The sequence below is a fragment of the Chryseobacterium sp. AC405b genome, from assembly GCF_979258685.1.
Window position 1 is genome coordinate 3,359,730 of record NZ_OZ409877.1, and the last position, 14,361, is coordinate 3,374,090.

The 14,361-nt window shown below is 36.0% G+C and carries 11 protein-coding genes; 5 read left to right on the top strand and 6 right to left on the bottom strand.

Translation table 11 applies throughout. From position 1 onward, the window contains the following. Window positions 1-123: 123 nt before the first annotated feature. The 6 genes from ACZZZA_RS15940 to ACZZZA_RS15965 all read right to left on the bottom strand — a co-directional run bounded on the left by ACZZZA_RS15940 (window position 124) and on the right by ACZZZA_RS15965 (window position 9,389). Window positions 124-2,109 (bottom strand): urocanate hydratase, encoded by a 1,986-nt coding sequence (locus ACZZZA_RS15940; protein ID WP_463433430.1) that lies wholly within the window; start codon window positions 2,107-2,109, stop codon window positions 124-126. 380 nt (window positions 2,110-2,489) lie between these two features. Further along, window positions 2,490-6,689, bottom strand: a complete 4,200-nt coding sequence (locus tag ACZZZA_RS15945; protein ID WP_463433432.1) for a T9SS type B sorting domain-containing protein — start codon at window positions 6,687-6,689, stop codon at window positions 2,490-2,492. 188 nt (window positions 6,690-6,877) lie between these two features. Continuing rightward, on the bottom strand, window positions 6,878-7,177 hold the full coding sequence (locus ACZZZA_RS15950; RefSeq protein ID WP_463433434.1) for a hypothetical protein: 300 nt from the start codon (window positions 7,175-7,177) through the stop codon (window positions 6,878-6,880). A 55-nt stretch (window positions 7,178-7,232) separates the two neighbouring features. After that, the gene (locus ACZZZA_RS15955) at window positions 7,233-8,207 is read right to left on the bottom strand and encodes a 2-hydroxyacid dehydrogenase (protein WP_463433436.1); all 975 of its coding nucleotides are present in this window, start codon (window positions 8,205-8,207) and stop codon (window positions 7,233-7,235) included. A 132-nt stretch (window positions 8,208-8,339) separates the two neighbouring features. Beyond that, the gene (locus ACZZZA_RS15960; protein WP_463433438.1) at window positions 8,340-8,735 is read right to left on the bottom strand and encodes a DUF1801 domain-containing protein; all 396 of its coding nucleotides are present in this window, start codon (window positions 8,733-8,735) and stop codon (window positions 8,340-8,342) included. A 3-nt stretch (window positions 8,736-8,738) separates the two neighbouring features. Then, a complete protein-coding gene (locus ACZZZA_RS15965) occupies window positions 8,739-9,389 on the bottom strand; it encodes a protein-L-isoaspartate(D-aspartate) O-methyltransferase (RefSeq protein WP_463433440.1) in 651 nt (216 codons plus the stop codon). A 135-nt stretch (window positions 9,390-9,524) separates the two neighbouring features. Here ACZZZA_RS15965 and ACZZZA_RS15970 point away from each other — a divergent pair, with 135 nt between their 5' ends. The 5 genes from ACZZZA_RS15970 to ACZZZA_RS15990 all read left to right on the top strand — a co-directional run bounded on the left by ACZZZA_RS15970 (window position 9,525) and on the right by ACZZZA_RS15990 (window position 14,358). Beyond that, on the top strand, window positions 9,525-10,487 hold the full coding sequence (locus ACZZZA_RS15970; protein ID WP_463433442.1) for a Gfo/Idh/MocA family protein: 963 nt from the start codon (window positions 9,525-9,527) through the stop codon (window positions 10,485-10,487). Window positions 10,488-10,650: 163 nt separating this feature from the next. Continuing rightward, the gene (locus tag ACZZZA_RS15975; RefSeq protein ID WP_463433444.1) at window positions 10,651-12,372 is read left to right on the top strand and encodes a cellulase family glycosylhydrolase; all 1,722 of its coding nucleotides are present in this window, start codon (window positions 10,651-10,653) and stop codon (window positions 12,370-12,372) included. Between the two features lie 99 nt (window positions 12,373-12,471). Further along, the gene (locus ACZZZA_RS15980; protein WP_463433446.1) at window positions 12,472-12,927 is read left to right on the top strand and encodes a hypothetical protein; all 456 of its coding nucleotides are present in this window, start codon (window positions 12,472-12,474) and stop codon (window positions 12,925-12,927) included. A 62-nt stretch (window positions 12,928-12,989) separates the two neighbouring features. Next, a complete protein-coding gene (bla-A, locus tag ACZZZA_RS15985; RefSeq protein ID WP_463433448.1) occupies window positions 12,990-13,868 on the top strand; it encodes a CGA/CIA family class A beta-lactamase in 879 nt (292 codons plus the stop codon). A 67-nt stretch (window positions 13,869-13,935) separates the two neighbouring features. Continuing rightward, window positions 13,936-14,358 (top strand): hypothetical protein, encoded by a 423-nt coding sequence (locus tag ACZZZA_RS15990; RefSeq protein WP_463433450.1) that lies wholly within the window; start codon window positions 13,936-13,938, stop codon window positions 14,356-14,358. Window positions 14,359-14,361 lie beyond the last annotated feature (3 nt).

Sequence of the window (14,361 nt, forward strand, 5' to 3'; positions counted from 1 at the left end):
AAAAAACCTGCTTTTCGGCAGGTTTTTATATGTTCAGTCATTGCGAGCAAAGAGAAGCAATCCTTTCAAAATGGTAAACTAATTCAACAGATTGCTTCGTCATTCTTCCTCGCAATGACGGTGCTAAAACAAACTCTCATCCACAAAATTCGGCAGCGTCACTTTTAAATTCGGCTCTGCTTCCATTGCTCTTTTGATGGCGAAAACTGCGCCTTCATTTCTTGCCCAGCTTCTTCGGGAAATTCCGTTGTTGACGTCCCAGAAAAGCATAGATTTTAATCTTCTGTCGGCATCATCGCTTCCATCGAGCAACATCCCGAAACCACCGTTGATCACTTCTCCCCAACCAACGCCGCCTCCGTTGTGAATACTCACCCAAGTCGCCCCACGGAAACTGTCACCAATTACATTCTGGATCGCCATGTCAGCCGTAAATCTTGAACCGTCATAAATGTTGGAAGTCTCTCTGTACGGAGAATCCGTTCCCGAAACATCGTGATGGTCTCTTCCCAAAACTACCGCTCCGATTTCTCCGTTTTTAATAGCATTGTTGAAAGCTTCTGCAATTTTCATTCTTCCTTCTGCATCGGCGTATAGAATTCTCGCTTGCGAACCAACCACCAATTTATTTTCCTGAGCACCTTTAATCCAAGTGATATTGTCTTTCATCTGCTGTTGAATTTCTTCGGGTGACGATTTAATCATTTCCTCCAAAACCTGACAGGCAATTTCATCTGTTTTCTGTAAATCTTCCGGTTTTCCGCTTGCGCAAACCCAACGGAACGGCCCGAAACCATAATCAAAACACATCGGTCCCATAATATCCTGAACATAAGATGCGTATCTGAATTCTCTCCCAATCGTCGGATTGTCTGACATGACATCGGCTCCGGCTCTTGAAGCTTCGAGTAAAAAGGCATTTCCGTAATCGAAGAAATACGTTCCTTTTTCGGTGTGTTTATTGATGGCTGCAGCGTGTCTTTTCAACGTTTCCTGCACTTTTTCCTTGAATAATTCAGGATTTTCTGCCATCATCGTATTGGATTCCTCAAAGGTTTGTCCGGCCGGATAATAACCTCCCGCCCAAGGATTGTGAAGCGAAGTCTGATCTGAACCGATATCGATTCGTAAATTTTCTTCATCAAACTTCTCCCAAACCTCAACGATATTTCCAAGATAAGCTAACGAAACTGCTTCTTTGTTTTCCTGTGCTTTTCTCACTCTTTCTACCAGCTCATCCAGATTTTCGTGGATTTCATTCACCCATTTTTGTTCGTGACGAATCTTTGTAATTTTAGGATTCACTTCTGCACAAACTGTAACGCAACCTGCAATATTTCCTGCCTTGGGCTGCGCTCCGGACATTCCGCCTAAACCCGAGGTAACGAATAATCCGCCTTTCGGTTCTTTATTTATTTTTCTGAAAGCATTCAAAACCGTAATGGTCGTTCCGTGAACAATTCCCTGCGGACCGATGTACATATAACTTCCTGCGGTCATTTGTCCATACTGAGAAACACCCAATGCATTGAATTTTTCCCAATCATCCGGTTTGGAATAATTGGGGATCATCATTCCATTCGTCACTACAACTCTCGGAGCATCTTTGTGAGAAGGAAACAATCCCATCGGATGACCGGAATACATGGTCAACGTTTGTTCGTCGGTCATTTCTGACAGATATTTCATGGTCAGAAGATATTGAGCCCAGTTTGAAAATACCGCACCATTTCCACCGTAAGTAATCAATTCGTGCGGATGTTGAGCCACCGCATAATCCAGGTTGTTCTGGATCATCAGCATGATTGCTTTTGCCTGTTCAGATTTTCCGGGATATTCTGCAATATCTCTTGCTTTCATCTCGTAATCCGGACGAAAGCGATACATGTAAATTCTGCCGTATTTTTCCAATTCCTCTTTAAATTCCGGCAACAATTCTGCATGAAACTGAGGTTCGAAATAACGCAAAGCATTCTTTAAGGCTAATATTTTCTCTTCTTCCGTTAAAATTTCTTTACGTTTCGGAGCATGATTGATATTATTATCGTATGGTTTGGACTGAGGTAATTCTGCGGGAATTCCCTGCTGTATCTGTTGTTGGAAAGTCATTTATAGTTGAGTATTACTGGTTGATTGTTGTTGGCTTTTTTGTGGTTTTAAAGATATTCAAATTAGAAAATTCCTGCAACTCAAATGAGAAAATATACCTGGTGATGAATTTCATTCTTGACGCAGAGCCTTCCATAACATGAATTCCCCTCCTCTGGAGGGGTGGATAAATTTTCCTTAAAAATTTAGACGGGGTAGTTTATAAATAAAGAATAATAAAATCTTGAAGTTTGATTCCGTTTTTAAACCACCCCGTCAAAAATTCCTTTGGAATTTTCGCCACCCCTCCAGAGGAGGGGAATTTTTGTGCTGCTGATAATTAATTTAAACATAAAAAACCTCACTGAAATCAATGAGGTTTTGTTGTCAATTATTTAAGATTAATTAGTGTTTTTTACGAGAATCCATCCGGTAAATGATCTTCCATCCGGAAGCGTGATTACATACCAATAACTTGAGGTCGGGATTGGTCTTCCGGCGATGGTTCCGTCCCAGATGATTTGAGTATTCGTATTTTGCTCGAAAATCAGATATTGATATCTGTCAAATACCTTTACATTGGTCATTTTAGTTCCGAATACATGAAGATTCTTGACAATCCATTTATCATTCACACCGTCACCATTTGGTGTGATTGCATTTTTAATATCTAAAATCACTCCATCCTGTTTGATGATACATTTACCTTCCACATATTTCACATAGAACGTGGTAATTCCGGTAGGTAAATTGTAGAAAACATTACTTGACTGCCATGTGATTCCGTCTATAGAATACAAAATCGGTTGTGAACCTGTAGCCGTGACGGTGAAGCTATTTCCACTGGCAACAAGCTGCTGAATAACCGGAACATCATAATATTTCGCCTCAAAAGTTACCGTATAAGTACAGCCGTTATCTGACGTAACAGTTAAAGAATAATTTCCAACCATATTTCCTGTAACTGTATTGGTGTTTGAAACTACTTGCCCTGAAGGATTTGTCCATACATAACTTATGATGATATGCCCTTCAACTTTTACGGTATGGGTGAAGCTTTCTCCCGGACAGAAATATTGTGTCGGAATTTCAAATATCGGTACTTTCTTTAAAGAAATTTTGATCGTGCTCACTTCAGCACAGAACCCAGGAACACTCACTTTTACATAAATGATATTCGAACCTGAATTTTGGTTAAAAGAATAACTTCCCGGATTGGCAATAACATTGGTTCCCGCATTTAAATCTGACAGAGACGGATAATATGAAAACACCACGTTACTGCCAGAATACATCTGTTGTTGAAACTGAGTCAGATTTACATTTTCAATTCCGTCATTACCATTATCACAGACGTTATTTAAATTAAACGGTCCTGCATTCTGAAGCACAACTTTATTTCCGATCGTAAAATTGATTATGGCAATATCATCACAACCAGGAATATTCTGAATTTTCACCCAAATCTGAGTCGGGAAAGGCTGAGCCGTAAAATTAGCAGGATTTGCAATTGCATTTACTCCATTTTGAGCATCCTGCAGATTCAGATAAAAACTGAATGTATTGATCTGATTTGGGATATCAACATATAAATTGGTGTAATTCAAAAGGTTTACTTCATAGGTTCCGTCTAAATTATCGTCACAAATTATGATGGATGAGTTGATCGCTTTTGGAGGAAAATAGGTGTTTAACTGAATGGATGCTACAGAAAAGCAACCTGTCGTAGTTGACTGAAATCTTACCCAAACCTGTAATGTAGAAACATTTGCCGTAAAAGAACTGCCAATCTGATTCGCTGAATTTCCTGCATTTGCTTCGGCTGATGTGAGATAATACGAAATGTTCATATCAGAAAGCGCATAGGTATTCTGAGCTGGTAAAAACAGTTGTGGAACCGCATCATTCAACTGAAAATTTTCGCTTAAGTTAAAATCTTCATCACACTTGTTCAAAACAGCATTTGACAATACAACTGCAGGTAAAAACGTCATTTGAATATTCAGCTGAGACACTGAGAAACATTCGCTATTATTAAATTTTACTTTTACAAAAACCGTAGCACTTCCCTGCACCGGAAATTGTGCCGGATTGGTGATTTCACCTGAAAACGTATGAGTAGCGGGATCATAAGCTGTGTAATAAGTAAAAGCAACATTTGATGATCCGTTATAAATCTGTGGTTGCGAAAGGGTAAGGTTATAATTTTCTACCCCATCATTATTGTTATCACAGATATTATTTAATGAAACATTTACAGTAGAATTCACGGCTGGAGTGGAAACCAGCGAGAAGTTTACCGGATAAATCTGGGAGCAGTTATAAGAGGTAATTTTTACAAAAACCTGAGTATTTCCGGAGATTGTGGCATTCGTCACAGGATTATTTCCTGACTGAGCATCCGAAAGATTCAGATAAAATAAAACACTTGCATTCTGGCTACCGATTATCGCACCGGAAAATGGTGTGAGCAAAGCGTTTTCTGAATTATCATTATTAAAATCACAAATACTGAAATTTGACGAAACGATCACCGGATGAACCAAATTAACATTGATGGCTCTTATGGTATAACATTCATTCGACTGTTCAAAACGAATATAATAGGTCTGTGTTACAAAATTACCGTTGGTCGTTATGGTCTGGTTGGGAGCAATAGGATTATTCTCCAGTTCTGCATCACCATACGTTGCATAAAACGCTGTGACCGGAACTGTAGCGGGTTGTATAAGCATATTGGCAGAAAGCGTCTGCAAATTAAAACTCACATCTTCGGTCCCGTTGAAACAGATGTATTCATTTTTTTCATTGGCTTTAATCTGCGTAAAAGTTACATTCATGTTCACAGAAATTACTGTAAAACATCCTCCCGGAATTTGCACTCTGATAAAAACTGTTTGTAACCCATCCTTGATGGTTCCGAGCAATGGACCTGTTCCGCTAAATGCTCCAGCAAAAGTACTATAGGTCGTAAAAACTGCTCCCGGTTGAGTGGAAATTAAAGGTCCAAGGTTCAATGCAAAATCAAAAGGCTCTAAATTATTATCATTGATATCACACACCGTGTACGAATAAATACCAATAGAATTGGCATTAACACCCGGTTTGAAAAGGAAATTCAAAGGTCCTAAAACATACACACAATTTGCTTCCTGTAATCTAACCCAAATTTTTGTAGTAGACGTAATATTAGCAGTTACGATAGCATTGTTATTATTCTGAGCATCATTTTGGGTTGCATGATACGTAATTCCGGTAGTTCCCGGTGCAAGAATCAGGTTGTTTAATAAAGTCAGATCATACGAATTTTCAACACCGTCATTATTCGTATCACAAAGCGAAATAATATCTGTAATCAGATTTTTACTTAAAAAATTAAGGGTAAGAACGGCAACTCTAAAACAACCCGGAACATTCGGATTCTGAATTCTTACATAAAATATTGAATTAGAAGTCAAACTATAATTTGATGGTAATGCATTCTGGTTGGTCTGTGCATCCTGCAACGTGGAATGATAGGTAAAATTGAAGTTGGCAGGGTTTTGTGAGGTTACATTTGGTTTAAAATCATTCAGGTTAATATTGATCGGAGCATTTCCGCAAAAATTCTGGCTGTAATTTTTTGCAACAGGATAACTTGCATCAAAACTAAGGATAAAATCGTCTGTAAAATTAAGAAAACTGCTTCCACAAACATTAAATTTAACTGTTGCGGTGTATGTTTCATTTTGGGTCGGGCAAATATTGGTTTGTACACCGTTTGCTACAACCTGCCCTGCAGAATTAGTCCAGGCAACTTCCGGCTGAATGGCATTTCCTGTTGGGGTAAACTTGTAAGCTTCCTGCAACGACTCCCAATTTCCTGTATTTCTTGAAGGTGGAGAATAGCCTAAAGTGCCGTCATTATTCATGATTCCTATCAAAGCATTTTCAAATTTTCTCGTTGCGCAAGGGGTCAGTTTTTTATCAACAAAAACTTCAACAATATTGGTGGTCTCATGCAGGACAATCTGTGATGAAGAACGGTCTGTACAGCCTGCTACTCTACCGTCATAAAAATTAATGACAAATTTTCTGTAGGGTACAGTTCCTACCGTAGAATAATAAATTTCTGAACTGTCACCATTTGCAAAAACCATATCATGATAAACCCCGAAGATTGAATTTTTAGGAAGACTCGGGTTTGGGTTTTGCCAGAAAACATTGGGATAATTAATATTTCCGAGCTGAGCGAGATCAAAAGTAACCATCCCGTTTGAGCCAACAACAAGAGCATTAAAATTCTGATTAAAAAAACAAAAAGAAAACGGGAGATCCAATTTTACGGCAAACAAGTCATCAAAGCTCGCATTGAGAGATGTACCTTGATTGAGAGGAATTGCAGGATTATAAACTTCCGGAGTCACTGCATATGTGTTTGTCTCTTTTAATACAGGAAATTCCACATGAAGTTGAAGACAGCCACTGGCATCAAGATCATTAGTACAGGTTACATGATAGTTTTCATTACCTGCAGCATCTTTAATCTTTACCTGAATTGGATTTTGAGAAAAGACTGATACAAAGATTACTAAAAATATAATGGATAGATATTTTTTCATATTGGACAGATTTGCAATTAACATACAATTAAACAATAATCGTTTATTGTTTAACACTTAACAAAAGTAAAATATTTTTAATGTTAAATCAACAATATAAAATATTTATTTACTATAATTTAATATATATTAACGAAAAAAAACCATCTCATAGAGACAGTTTTATTTTTTTATTAAAATTATGTATTTTATTCTATAATATCATCATTATCTTCCTCATTTTCATCCTCATCTTCACTTAAATTATAAAAATCATTTTCCTCATCCGGCAGCTGACTGGTTATCTGCTCAAAATTATCGTCATCTTCAGCACCGGGAACATCTAATCCGAAAGGCATTCCGTCATTAACGTGATCAGGATTCATAATTGGATTCCCATCGCCGTCTAAAGGGATATGCTCTTCTTTGTTAAAAATATCTTCGCCCGGATTGTAATCCATCTCTGCAAGTTTTCTTTGTTGCTCTTCAGCATTGTCTTGTGTGCTCATAATCATATTTTTTAGTGTTGCTGTAATTATGTCAAAAATGATTCCAACCTATCTTTTAATTTTTATAAACTTCGGGATTAGCACAGTGAGGCATTTTTTCATCTTTAGAGAAAGCGATGATATTTTCAGCGGCTAATTTTGCCATCCCGTTTCTGGCTTCAATAGTTGCCGAGCCGATATGCGGCAAAATACAAACATTTGAAAGTTTCAGAATAGGATCATCTACTTCAATCGGCTCCGGATTTGTGACATCCAAACCAGCTCCCCAGATTTTTTCTGAAATCAAGGCATTATACAAATCTTTCTGATTATGAAAACCGCCTCTTGCTGTATTGATAAAGATTGCATTTGGTTTCATTTTTTCGAAAACAGATTGATTAAAAAGCTCTGAATGTTCCTCAGTAAAATTAGCATGAATACTTAAAACATCTGATTCACTCACCAATTCTTCAAACGAAACATATTTTGCTCCAAGTTCTTTTTCAGCTTCATCATGATGACTTCTGTTATGATAAATAATATTCATATCAAAAGCTTTTTTACATTTTTCAGCCATCTCAAAACCGATTCTTCCCAACCCGAAAACACCCAGAGTTTTTCCGTATAACTCCTGACCTAATTCGTGAAGCGGATCAAACTCTCCCCAATTTCCATCTTTTACCTTTTGTAAATAATAACCTGCTCTTCTGGCAACAGATTGCATCAGGAGAAATGCGACATCTGAAGTTGCTCTGCTTAATACTTCCGGTGTATTTCCTACAGGAATATTTCTCTGAATCGCTTCCTGGATGTCAACATGATCAAAACCTACTGAATACAATGCAATCGCTTTTACATTAGGAAATTCTTCAAAAAATTCTTTATCGTATTTATTTTGTCCAACGTTAAGAATTACGTCTGTATTTTTACAATATTTCAGCCATTCTTCCTGAACTAATTCAGGGTTTTCTGAAACGGTTACTTCTAATCCTGCTTCTTTCAGCATGGTAATTCCTATTTGGGGAATTCTTTTATTGATGAAAACTTTCATGTGATGGGTTGATGTATTAGGTGATTATTTAAAAACAAAAAACCTCACAACTTTTACAAGTGAGGTTTCTATTATTTATTTTTAAATCTTTAATTTCATTTAAACTGAAGTTCAATTTTCGTTCCGAAAATATCATTTCAGTCTGATTAGCTCACCCTTTCTTTTTACAATATTTTTATAATCCCACTGAATTTCTACTGATTTTTTCAGCCATCTTTTTATATCCTCTTCATCAATTTCACTTTTATCATTGAAAAACACCGAAGCATCCTGAAATTTCCCTCCTTCTACATTCAGTTTTTCTTCATAAAAAGATTTTCCGCTCCAAAACATAAGGCGGATTCCTTTTTTCTGCTTACTGTACCCAACAATCGGGTTTCCGTCTAAAAACCAAACGGGATGAGCGTGCCAGATTTTATTTTCTGCACCGCTTATTTCACCATCAATTATTGCAGAAAGCAATACGCAGATTTCTTTATCTGAATCTGAATGTAAATTGTTATAATCGAGGATTTCCGGATTGATCATGATTTATTGGTTTGTATTATTTAACATCGGAACAAATTTGTATGCACCGAACTCTTCTTTTTCAATTTCTGTAGGTGAGACTTTAGTAAATCTAAATAAAACCTGCTCGTCTGTGGGTCCCAAAGGAATCACCATTTTTCCGCCAACTTTTAATTGTTTTAATAATTCGATAGGTAAAACTGCCGCTCCACAAGTCACAATAATTTTATCGAAAGGGGCGAAAGTCGGCAATCCCGCAAAACCGTCTCCAAAACTCTGAAACTTCGGGTGCAAATGCAGTTCTCTGAATTTTTTCTTCGAATAATCAAACAAATCTTTCTGTCTTTCAACTGTATATACCAATCCTTTCATTGCCAGTAAAACGGCAGTTTGATAACCACAGCCGGTTCCAATTTCAAGCACTTTTTCGCCTGCTTTCAATTGCAGAAGTTCAGACTGCTCGGCAACCGTTGAAGGATGCGAAATCGTCTGATGTGCCAAAATAGGAAATGCACGGTCTTCATAAGCAAAATCTTCAAAAATACTTTCTATAAAAAGATGTCTCGGAACTTCATTCATCGCCGAAAGTACATTTTCGTCTGAGATACCGATTCTCTGACGAAGATATTCAACCAAAATTTTTCTTTTTCCTTTATGTGCGAATGAATCCTGCATTATTATTGAGTAATTTTTAGAGTCTTGATAATAGAGTTCTCACAAAAATAGCAAAACAATCGCTATTGATCAACCTAAAACCTATCATCTGTTTCCGAATACCTAAAATTACTATATTTACAAAAATTAAAAACTATGTTGAAAGCAGGTTTGGTGGGAGCCGGACATTTGGGAAAAATACATTTACGACTTCTGAATCAGTCTGATAAATACGAACTTATAGGTTTCCATGATAAAGATGCGGAAAACGGTAAAAAACTGGAAGCCGAATTTGGTTACAAATATTTTGAAAATCTGGAAGAGTTGCTGAGTAAGATTGAAATGCTGGATATTGTGACTCCAACGCTTTATCATTACGATTATGCTTTGAAAGCCATTGAAAAAGGTCTTCACTTTTTTATTGAAAAACCAATTACGCAAACGCTTCAACAGGCAGAAGAAATTCTTTACAAATGCCGTGAATTTGGGATAAAAGCACAAGTAGGACACGTTGAAAGATACAATCCGGCTTTTATTGGGGCAAAAGATTATATTCAGAATCCGATGTTTATTGAAATTCACCGTTTGGCAGAATTTAATCCGCGCGGAACAGACGTTTCTGTAGTTTTGGATTTAATGATACATGATCTGGATATTTTATTAAGTGTTGTAAAATCTAAAGTGAAAAACATCCATGCAAGCGGCGTTTGTGTGGTAAGTAAAAGTCCGGATATTGCCAATGCAAGAATCGAGTTTGAAAATGGATGTGTTGCTAATCTTACGACGTCAAGAATCTCTATGAAAGCGATGAGAAAAAGCAGATTTTTCCAGAAAGATGCTTATGTTTCTGTAGATTTCTTAGAGAAAAAAGCAGAAGTGATCAGGATGAAAGATGCTCCGGAAAATCCTACTCCGTTTGACATGATTATCGAAAATGCGGAAGGTGAGAAAAATCAGATTTTATTTGAATATCCAAATATTCAGCCTAATAATGCGATTTTAGACGAGCTTAATTCTTTTGCAGAGGCCATTTTAGAAGACAAAAACGTTGAAGTTTCTTTGGAAGACGGGACTGAAGCGTTGAAAGTTGCTTTGGAGATCATGAAATTAATCAGCTGATTCATTATAATTTAGAGTAGCAATTCAATCTTATGTAAAATAAATTCTTCTTTGATATTCAGAGAAGAATTTTTATTTTTAATTTAATAATATTTAAATACATTTGTGTTTACATTAAAAATTCAACCTTAAAAATCCCCTTAATATTTAAAATATAAAACCTATGAAAAAAGTAATTCTAACGTCTGCACTTTTATTGTCTCAATTTGGGACATCACAATTACTAAAGACTGAAGGAAAAAAGATTGTTAATGATAAAGGTGAAAATATTCAGTTAAGAGGGTTAGGACTTGGAGGCTGGATGTTACAGGAAGGCTATATGCTGAAAACTGCAGATTTTGCCGGGCCTCAATTTAAAATTAAAGAAAAAATTGCAGAACTGATTGGTCAGGAAGGAATGGAAAATTTCTACAAAGCATATCTCAGAAACGGAGTTACGAAAGCCGATATTGATTTTTTGGCAAAGTCAGGGTTCAATTCTGTAAGACTTCCCATGCACTATAATCTCTATACTTTACCCATTGAAAAAGAACCGGTAAAAGGTCAGAATACATGGCTGGAAGAAGGTTTTAAAATGACTGATGATTTATTGAAATGGTGTAAAGATAATAAGATATATTTGATTCTGGATCTCCACGCTGCTCCAGGTGGACAGGGAAATGATGCCAATATTTCTGACAATGACAAGTCTAAACCGTCACTTTGGGACAACGAAGAAAATCAGAAAAAAACCATTGCTCTTTGGAAGAAACTAGCAGAAAGATACAAAGATGAGCCATGGATTGGTGGTTATGATTTAATCAACGAACCGAATATCAACTTCACCGGAAAGAACCCGAACGGAACCGATGAAATGTCTAATGCTCCGCTTTGGAAATTGCAGAAAGAAATTACACAGACCATTCGTGAAGTCGACAAAAAACATATTATTTTTCTTGAAGGAAACGGGTGGGGAAATAATTATAACGGACTGATCCCGATTTGGGATAACAATATGGCATTCAGTTTCCACAAATATTGGAATTACAATAATGATGAAACATTACAATTTGCTTTAAACCTCAGAGAAAAATCCAATATGCCAATCTGGTTGGGCGAAACAGGGGAAAATTCAAACGTCTGGTTTACAGAATTAATCCAGCTTCTGGATCAGCATAATATCGGTTACGCCTTTTGGCCAATGAAAAAAATCGACAATATTGCAGGAGTAACCAATGTAAAAATCAGCCCTGAATATCAAAAACTTTTAGACTACTGGAAAAACGGAGGCGAAAAACCCTCAAAAGAATTTGCTGCAAAAGCACTGATGAATATCGCTGAGAATTATAAATTCAGCAAGGTCGAAATAAAAAATGATGTTATTGATGCGATGTTCAGACAAACAACTGATGCATCAACAAAACCATTCAAAAATCATCAGATTCCGGGGAAAATCTATGCAACAGATTATGATTTGGGCAGAATAGGTTCTGCTTATCAGGATAAAGATTTCATTAATCTTTGGGTGAGTGATCCCGCAAAAAGATCAGAATGGAATTCTGGAAATCAGTTCAGAAATGACGGTGTTGATATTTATAAAACAAAAGATAACCAATATTATGTTGGAAAAACAGAAAGTGGAGAATGGCTTCAGTATACCATCAATTCAAAAACAGATAAAGCCTATAGTTTAAACATACAATATGCAAACAGTAAAGACGGAAAAATCAGGATTGAAGATACCTCAGGAAAGCAATTAGCAACACTATCGTTAAAGTCCACAGGAGGAAATGAAAATTGGAAAACCGCTTCTACAAAAGGAATTAATTTAAAAAAAGGTGAAAATAAAATCAGGATTTATTTCGAAAACGATGGTATTAACATCAATTCTTTTGAATTGAAATAAATACTTTAAATGTGAACTCGATTTATTTTTCTAAAACTCATATCACACCTTGCAGAATTTAAATTATTTTAAGTATTTTTCCTGAAAAATTAATATTACATGGAAACAAAATCTCCTTTTGAACAATTTGATGAATTAAGAATCAGTAATGCCGGAAAACTTTTTCTTAAAGAAGCTGCAAAATGGACTGCTTTTTTAGCAATTCTAGGTTATATCGGTATTGGTTTTATGGTGCTTGCAGCTATTTTTATGCTGATTTCCGGAGCTTCTATGAGCTCTTACAACAGCATGCTACCAATGGGCGGAGGAGCTTTTTTTGCGCTTTTCTATTTAATTTTTGCGGCACTGTATTTCATCCCTATCAATTATCTTTATAAATTCAGCTCAAATATGAAATTTGCTATCGAAGCAAATAATCAGGCAAATCTTACAAAATCTTTTGAATATTTAAAATCTCATTACAAGTTTATCGGGATTCTGACGATCATAGTCTTTGGTATTTATATTCTGATATTCTTAGGTATAATGATTATGGGTATGGGCAGGATGGTGTAAATTTAACCTTTAAAATAATTCAAAATCCTTCTCTTTCCAGAAGGATTTTTTAAACGCTTAATATGAAAAAAACAGGACTTATTTTTCTTTTGATTTCAATCTTCAGTTTTGGTCAAAAATTGAACTTACATAATAAAATCAATGTAATTCTTTTCAATAAAAAAGCAACTGTCGGAGTCTCGGTTTTAGGCTTTGAAAACAACTTTATTTATAATAGAAATGCAGACAGAAAACTTCCTATGCAGAGTGTTTTTAAATTTCATATTGCAGCAGCAGTTCTTGATTTTGTTGATCAGGGAAAACTTTCATTAGACCAAAAAATTTACCTTGACAAATCTGATTTGCTTGAAAACACCTGGTCTCCGCTTCGGGATCAATATCCCAACGGTGGCGTTGAGGTTCCTTTGAGTGAAATTCTGGAATTTACTGTTGCCAAAAGTGATAACAATGGCTGTGATATTATGCTGAAATTGCTGGGTGGAACGAAAACTGTTCAGAAATTTATGGATTCTAAAGGGATAAAAGGATTTAAAATCAAATACAATGAAGCAGAAATGCACAAAGACTGGAAAGTACAGTATGAAAATTACAGCACAACACAATCTGCCGTAGATGTTTTAAAAAAATTCTATGACGGAAAATTGCTTGCTAAAAAATCAACAGATTATCTGATGAAAGTAATGCTCTCGACATCCACAGGAAAAAACAAATTGGTAGAGCAGCTTCCAAAAAACACACCCGTAGCCAGAAAAACGGGAGCTTCAGGTAAAAACGATGCGGGATTGACGGGTGCAGAAAACGAAATTGCCATTGTAACCTTACCCAACGGAAAACATTACGCAATTGCCGTATTTGTAAGCAATTCCACAGAATCTGATGCAGTAAACTGTAAAATAATCTCAGACATTTCGAAAGCAGTTTGGGATGATTTTAATAAGTAAATTTTAAAGCTTATTTTTAGGCTATGAAATCACATAACTGAATTCTTCATCAACAATACATTCATCTATGAAAAATATAATTTCAATACTCCTTTTATTCTGCAGCACTTTTCTTCTGGCTCAGAAAAATGATCATTACCTGCAGGTAAGTTATTCAAGCATTTGTTGCGGAACACCCTCAACTGCGCCGGTTATGAGCTATATTTCACAGTTTCAAAAAAAGAACAAAACAAAAACTCTTGAAGTTCTTCAACAACCGGGATTAGGAAGAGAAGGTGAATTTAACCTGTACATCGGACTTGATCCCCTTTCAAAAACTCAAAAAACCAGTTTTATAAAAGGACTTAAGACAGCTATTGCTTCACAAAATACCAAAAGAAACCAAGGCAGTGACGGAATGGTGAATGTGGATTCTTCGATTCTCGTTACCAAAGCAAAATTGTCGTCAATTAAAAACCTGACTGTTTATAAATATAATTTAATTAAATAATAA

Bases quoted from the DNA above. Each gene is read 5' to 3' on its own strand.
- ACZZZA_RS15940 (WP_463433430.1), bottom strand. From the start codon at position 2,109: ATGACTTTCCAACAACAGATACAGCAGGGAATTCCCGCAGAATTACCT.
- ACZZZA_RS15945 (WP_463433432.1), bottom strand. From the start codon at position 6,689: ATGAAAAAATATCTATCCATTATATTTTTAGTAATCTTTGTATCAGTC.
- ACZZZA_RS15950 (WP_463433434.1), bottom strand. From the start codon at position 7,177: ATGAGCACACAAGACAATGCTGAAGAGCAACAAAGAAAACTTGCAGAG.
- ACZZZA_RS15955 (WP_463433436.1), bottom strand. From the start codon at position 8,207: ATGAAAGTTTTCATCAATAAAAGAATTCCCCAAATAGGAATTACCATG.
- ACZZZA_RS15960 (WP_463433438.1), bottom strand. From the start codon at position 8,735: ATGATCAATCCGGAAATCCTCGATTATAACAATTTACATTCAGATTCA.
- ACZZZA_RS15965 (WP_463433440.1), bottom strand. From the start codon at position 9,389: ATGCAGGATTCATTCGCACATAAAGGAAAAAGAAAAATTTTGGTTGAA.
- ACZZZA_RS15970 (WP_463433442.1), top strand. From the start codon at position 9,525: ATGTTGAAAGCAGGTTTGGTGGGAGCCGGACATTTGGGAAAAATACAT.
- ACZZZA_RS15975 (WP_463433444.1), top strand. From the start codon at position 10,651: ATGAAAAAAGTAATTCTAACGTCTGCACTTTTATTGTCTCAATTTGGG.
- ACZZZA_RS15980 (WP_463433446.1), top strand. From the start codon at position 12,472: ATGGAAACAAAATCTCCTTTTGAACAATTTGATGAATTAAGAATCAGT.
- bla-A (WP_463433448.1), top strand. From the start codon at position 12,990: ATGAAAAAAACAGGACTTATTTTTCTTTTGATTTCAATCTTCAGTTTT.
- ACZZZA_RS15990 (WP_463433450.1), top strand. From the start codon at position 13,936: ATGAAAAATATAATTTCAATACTCCTTTTATTCTGCAGCACTTTTCTT.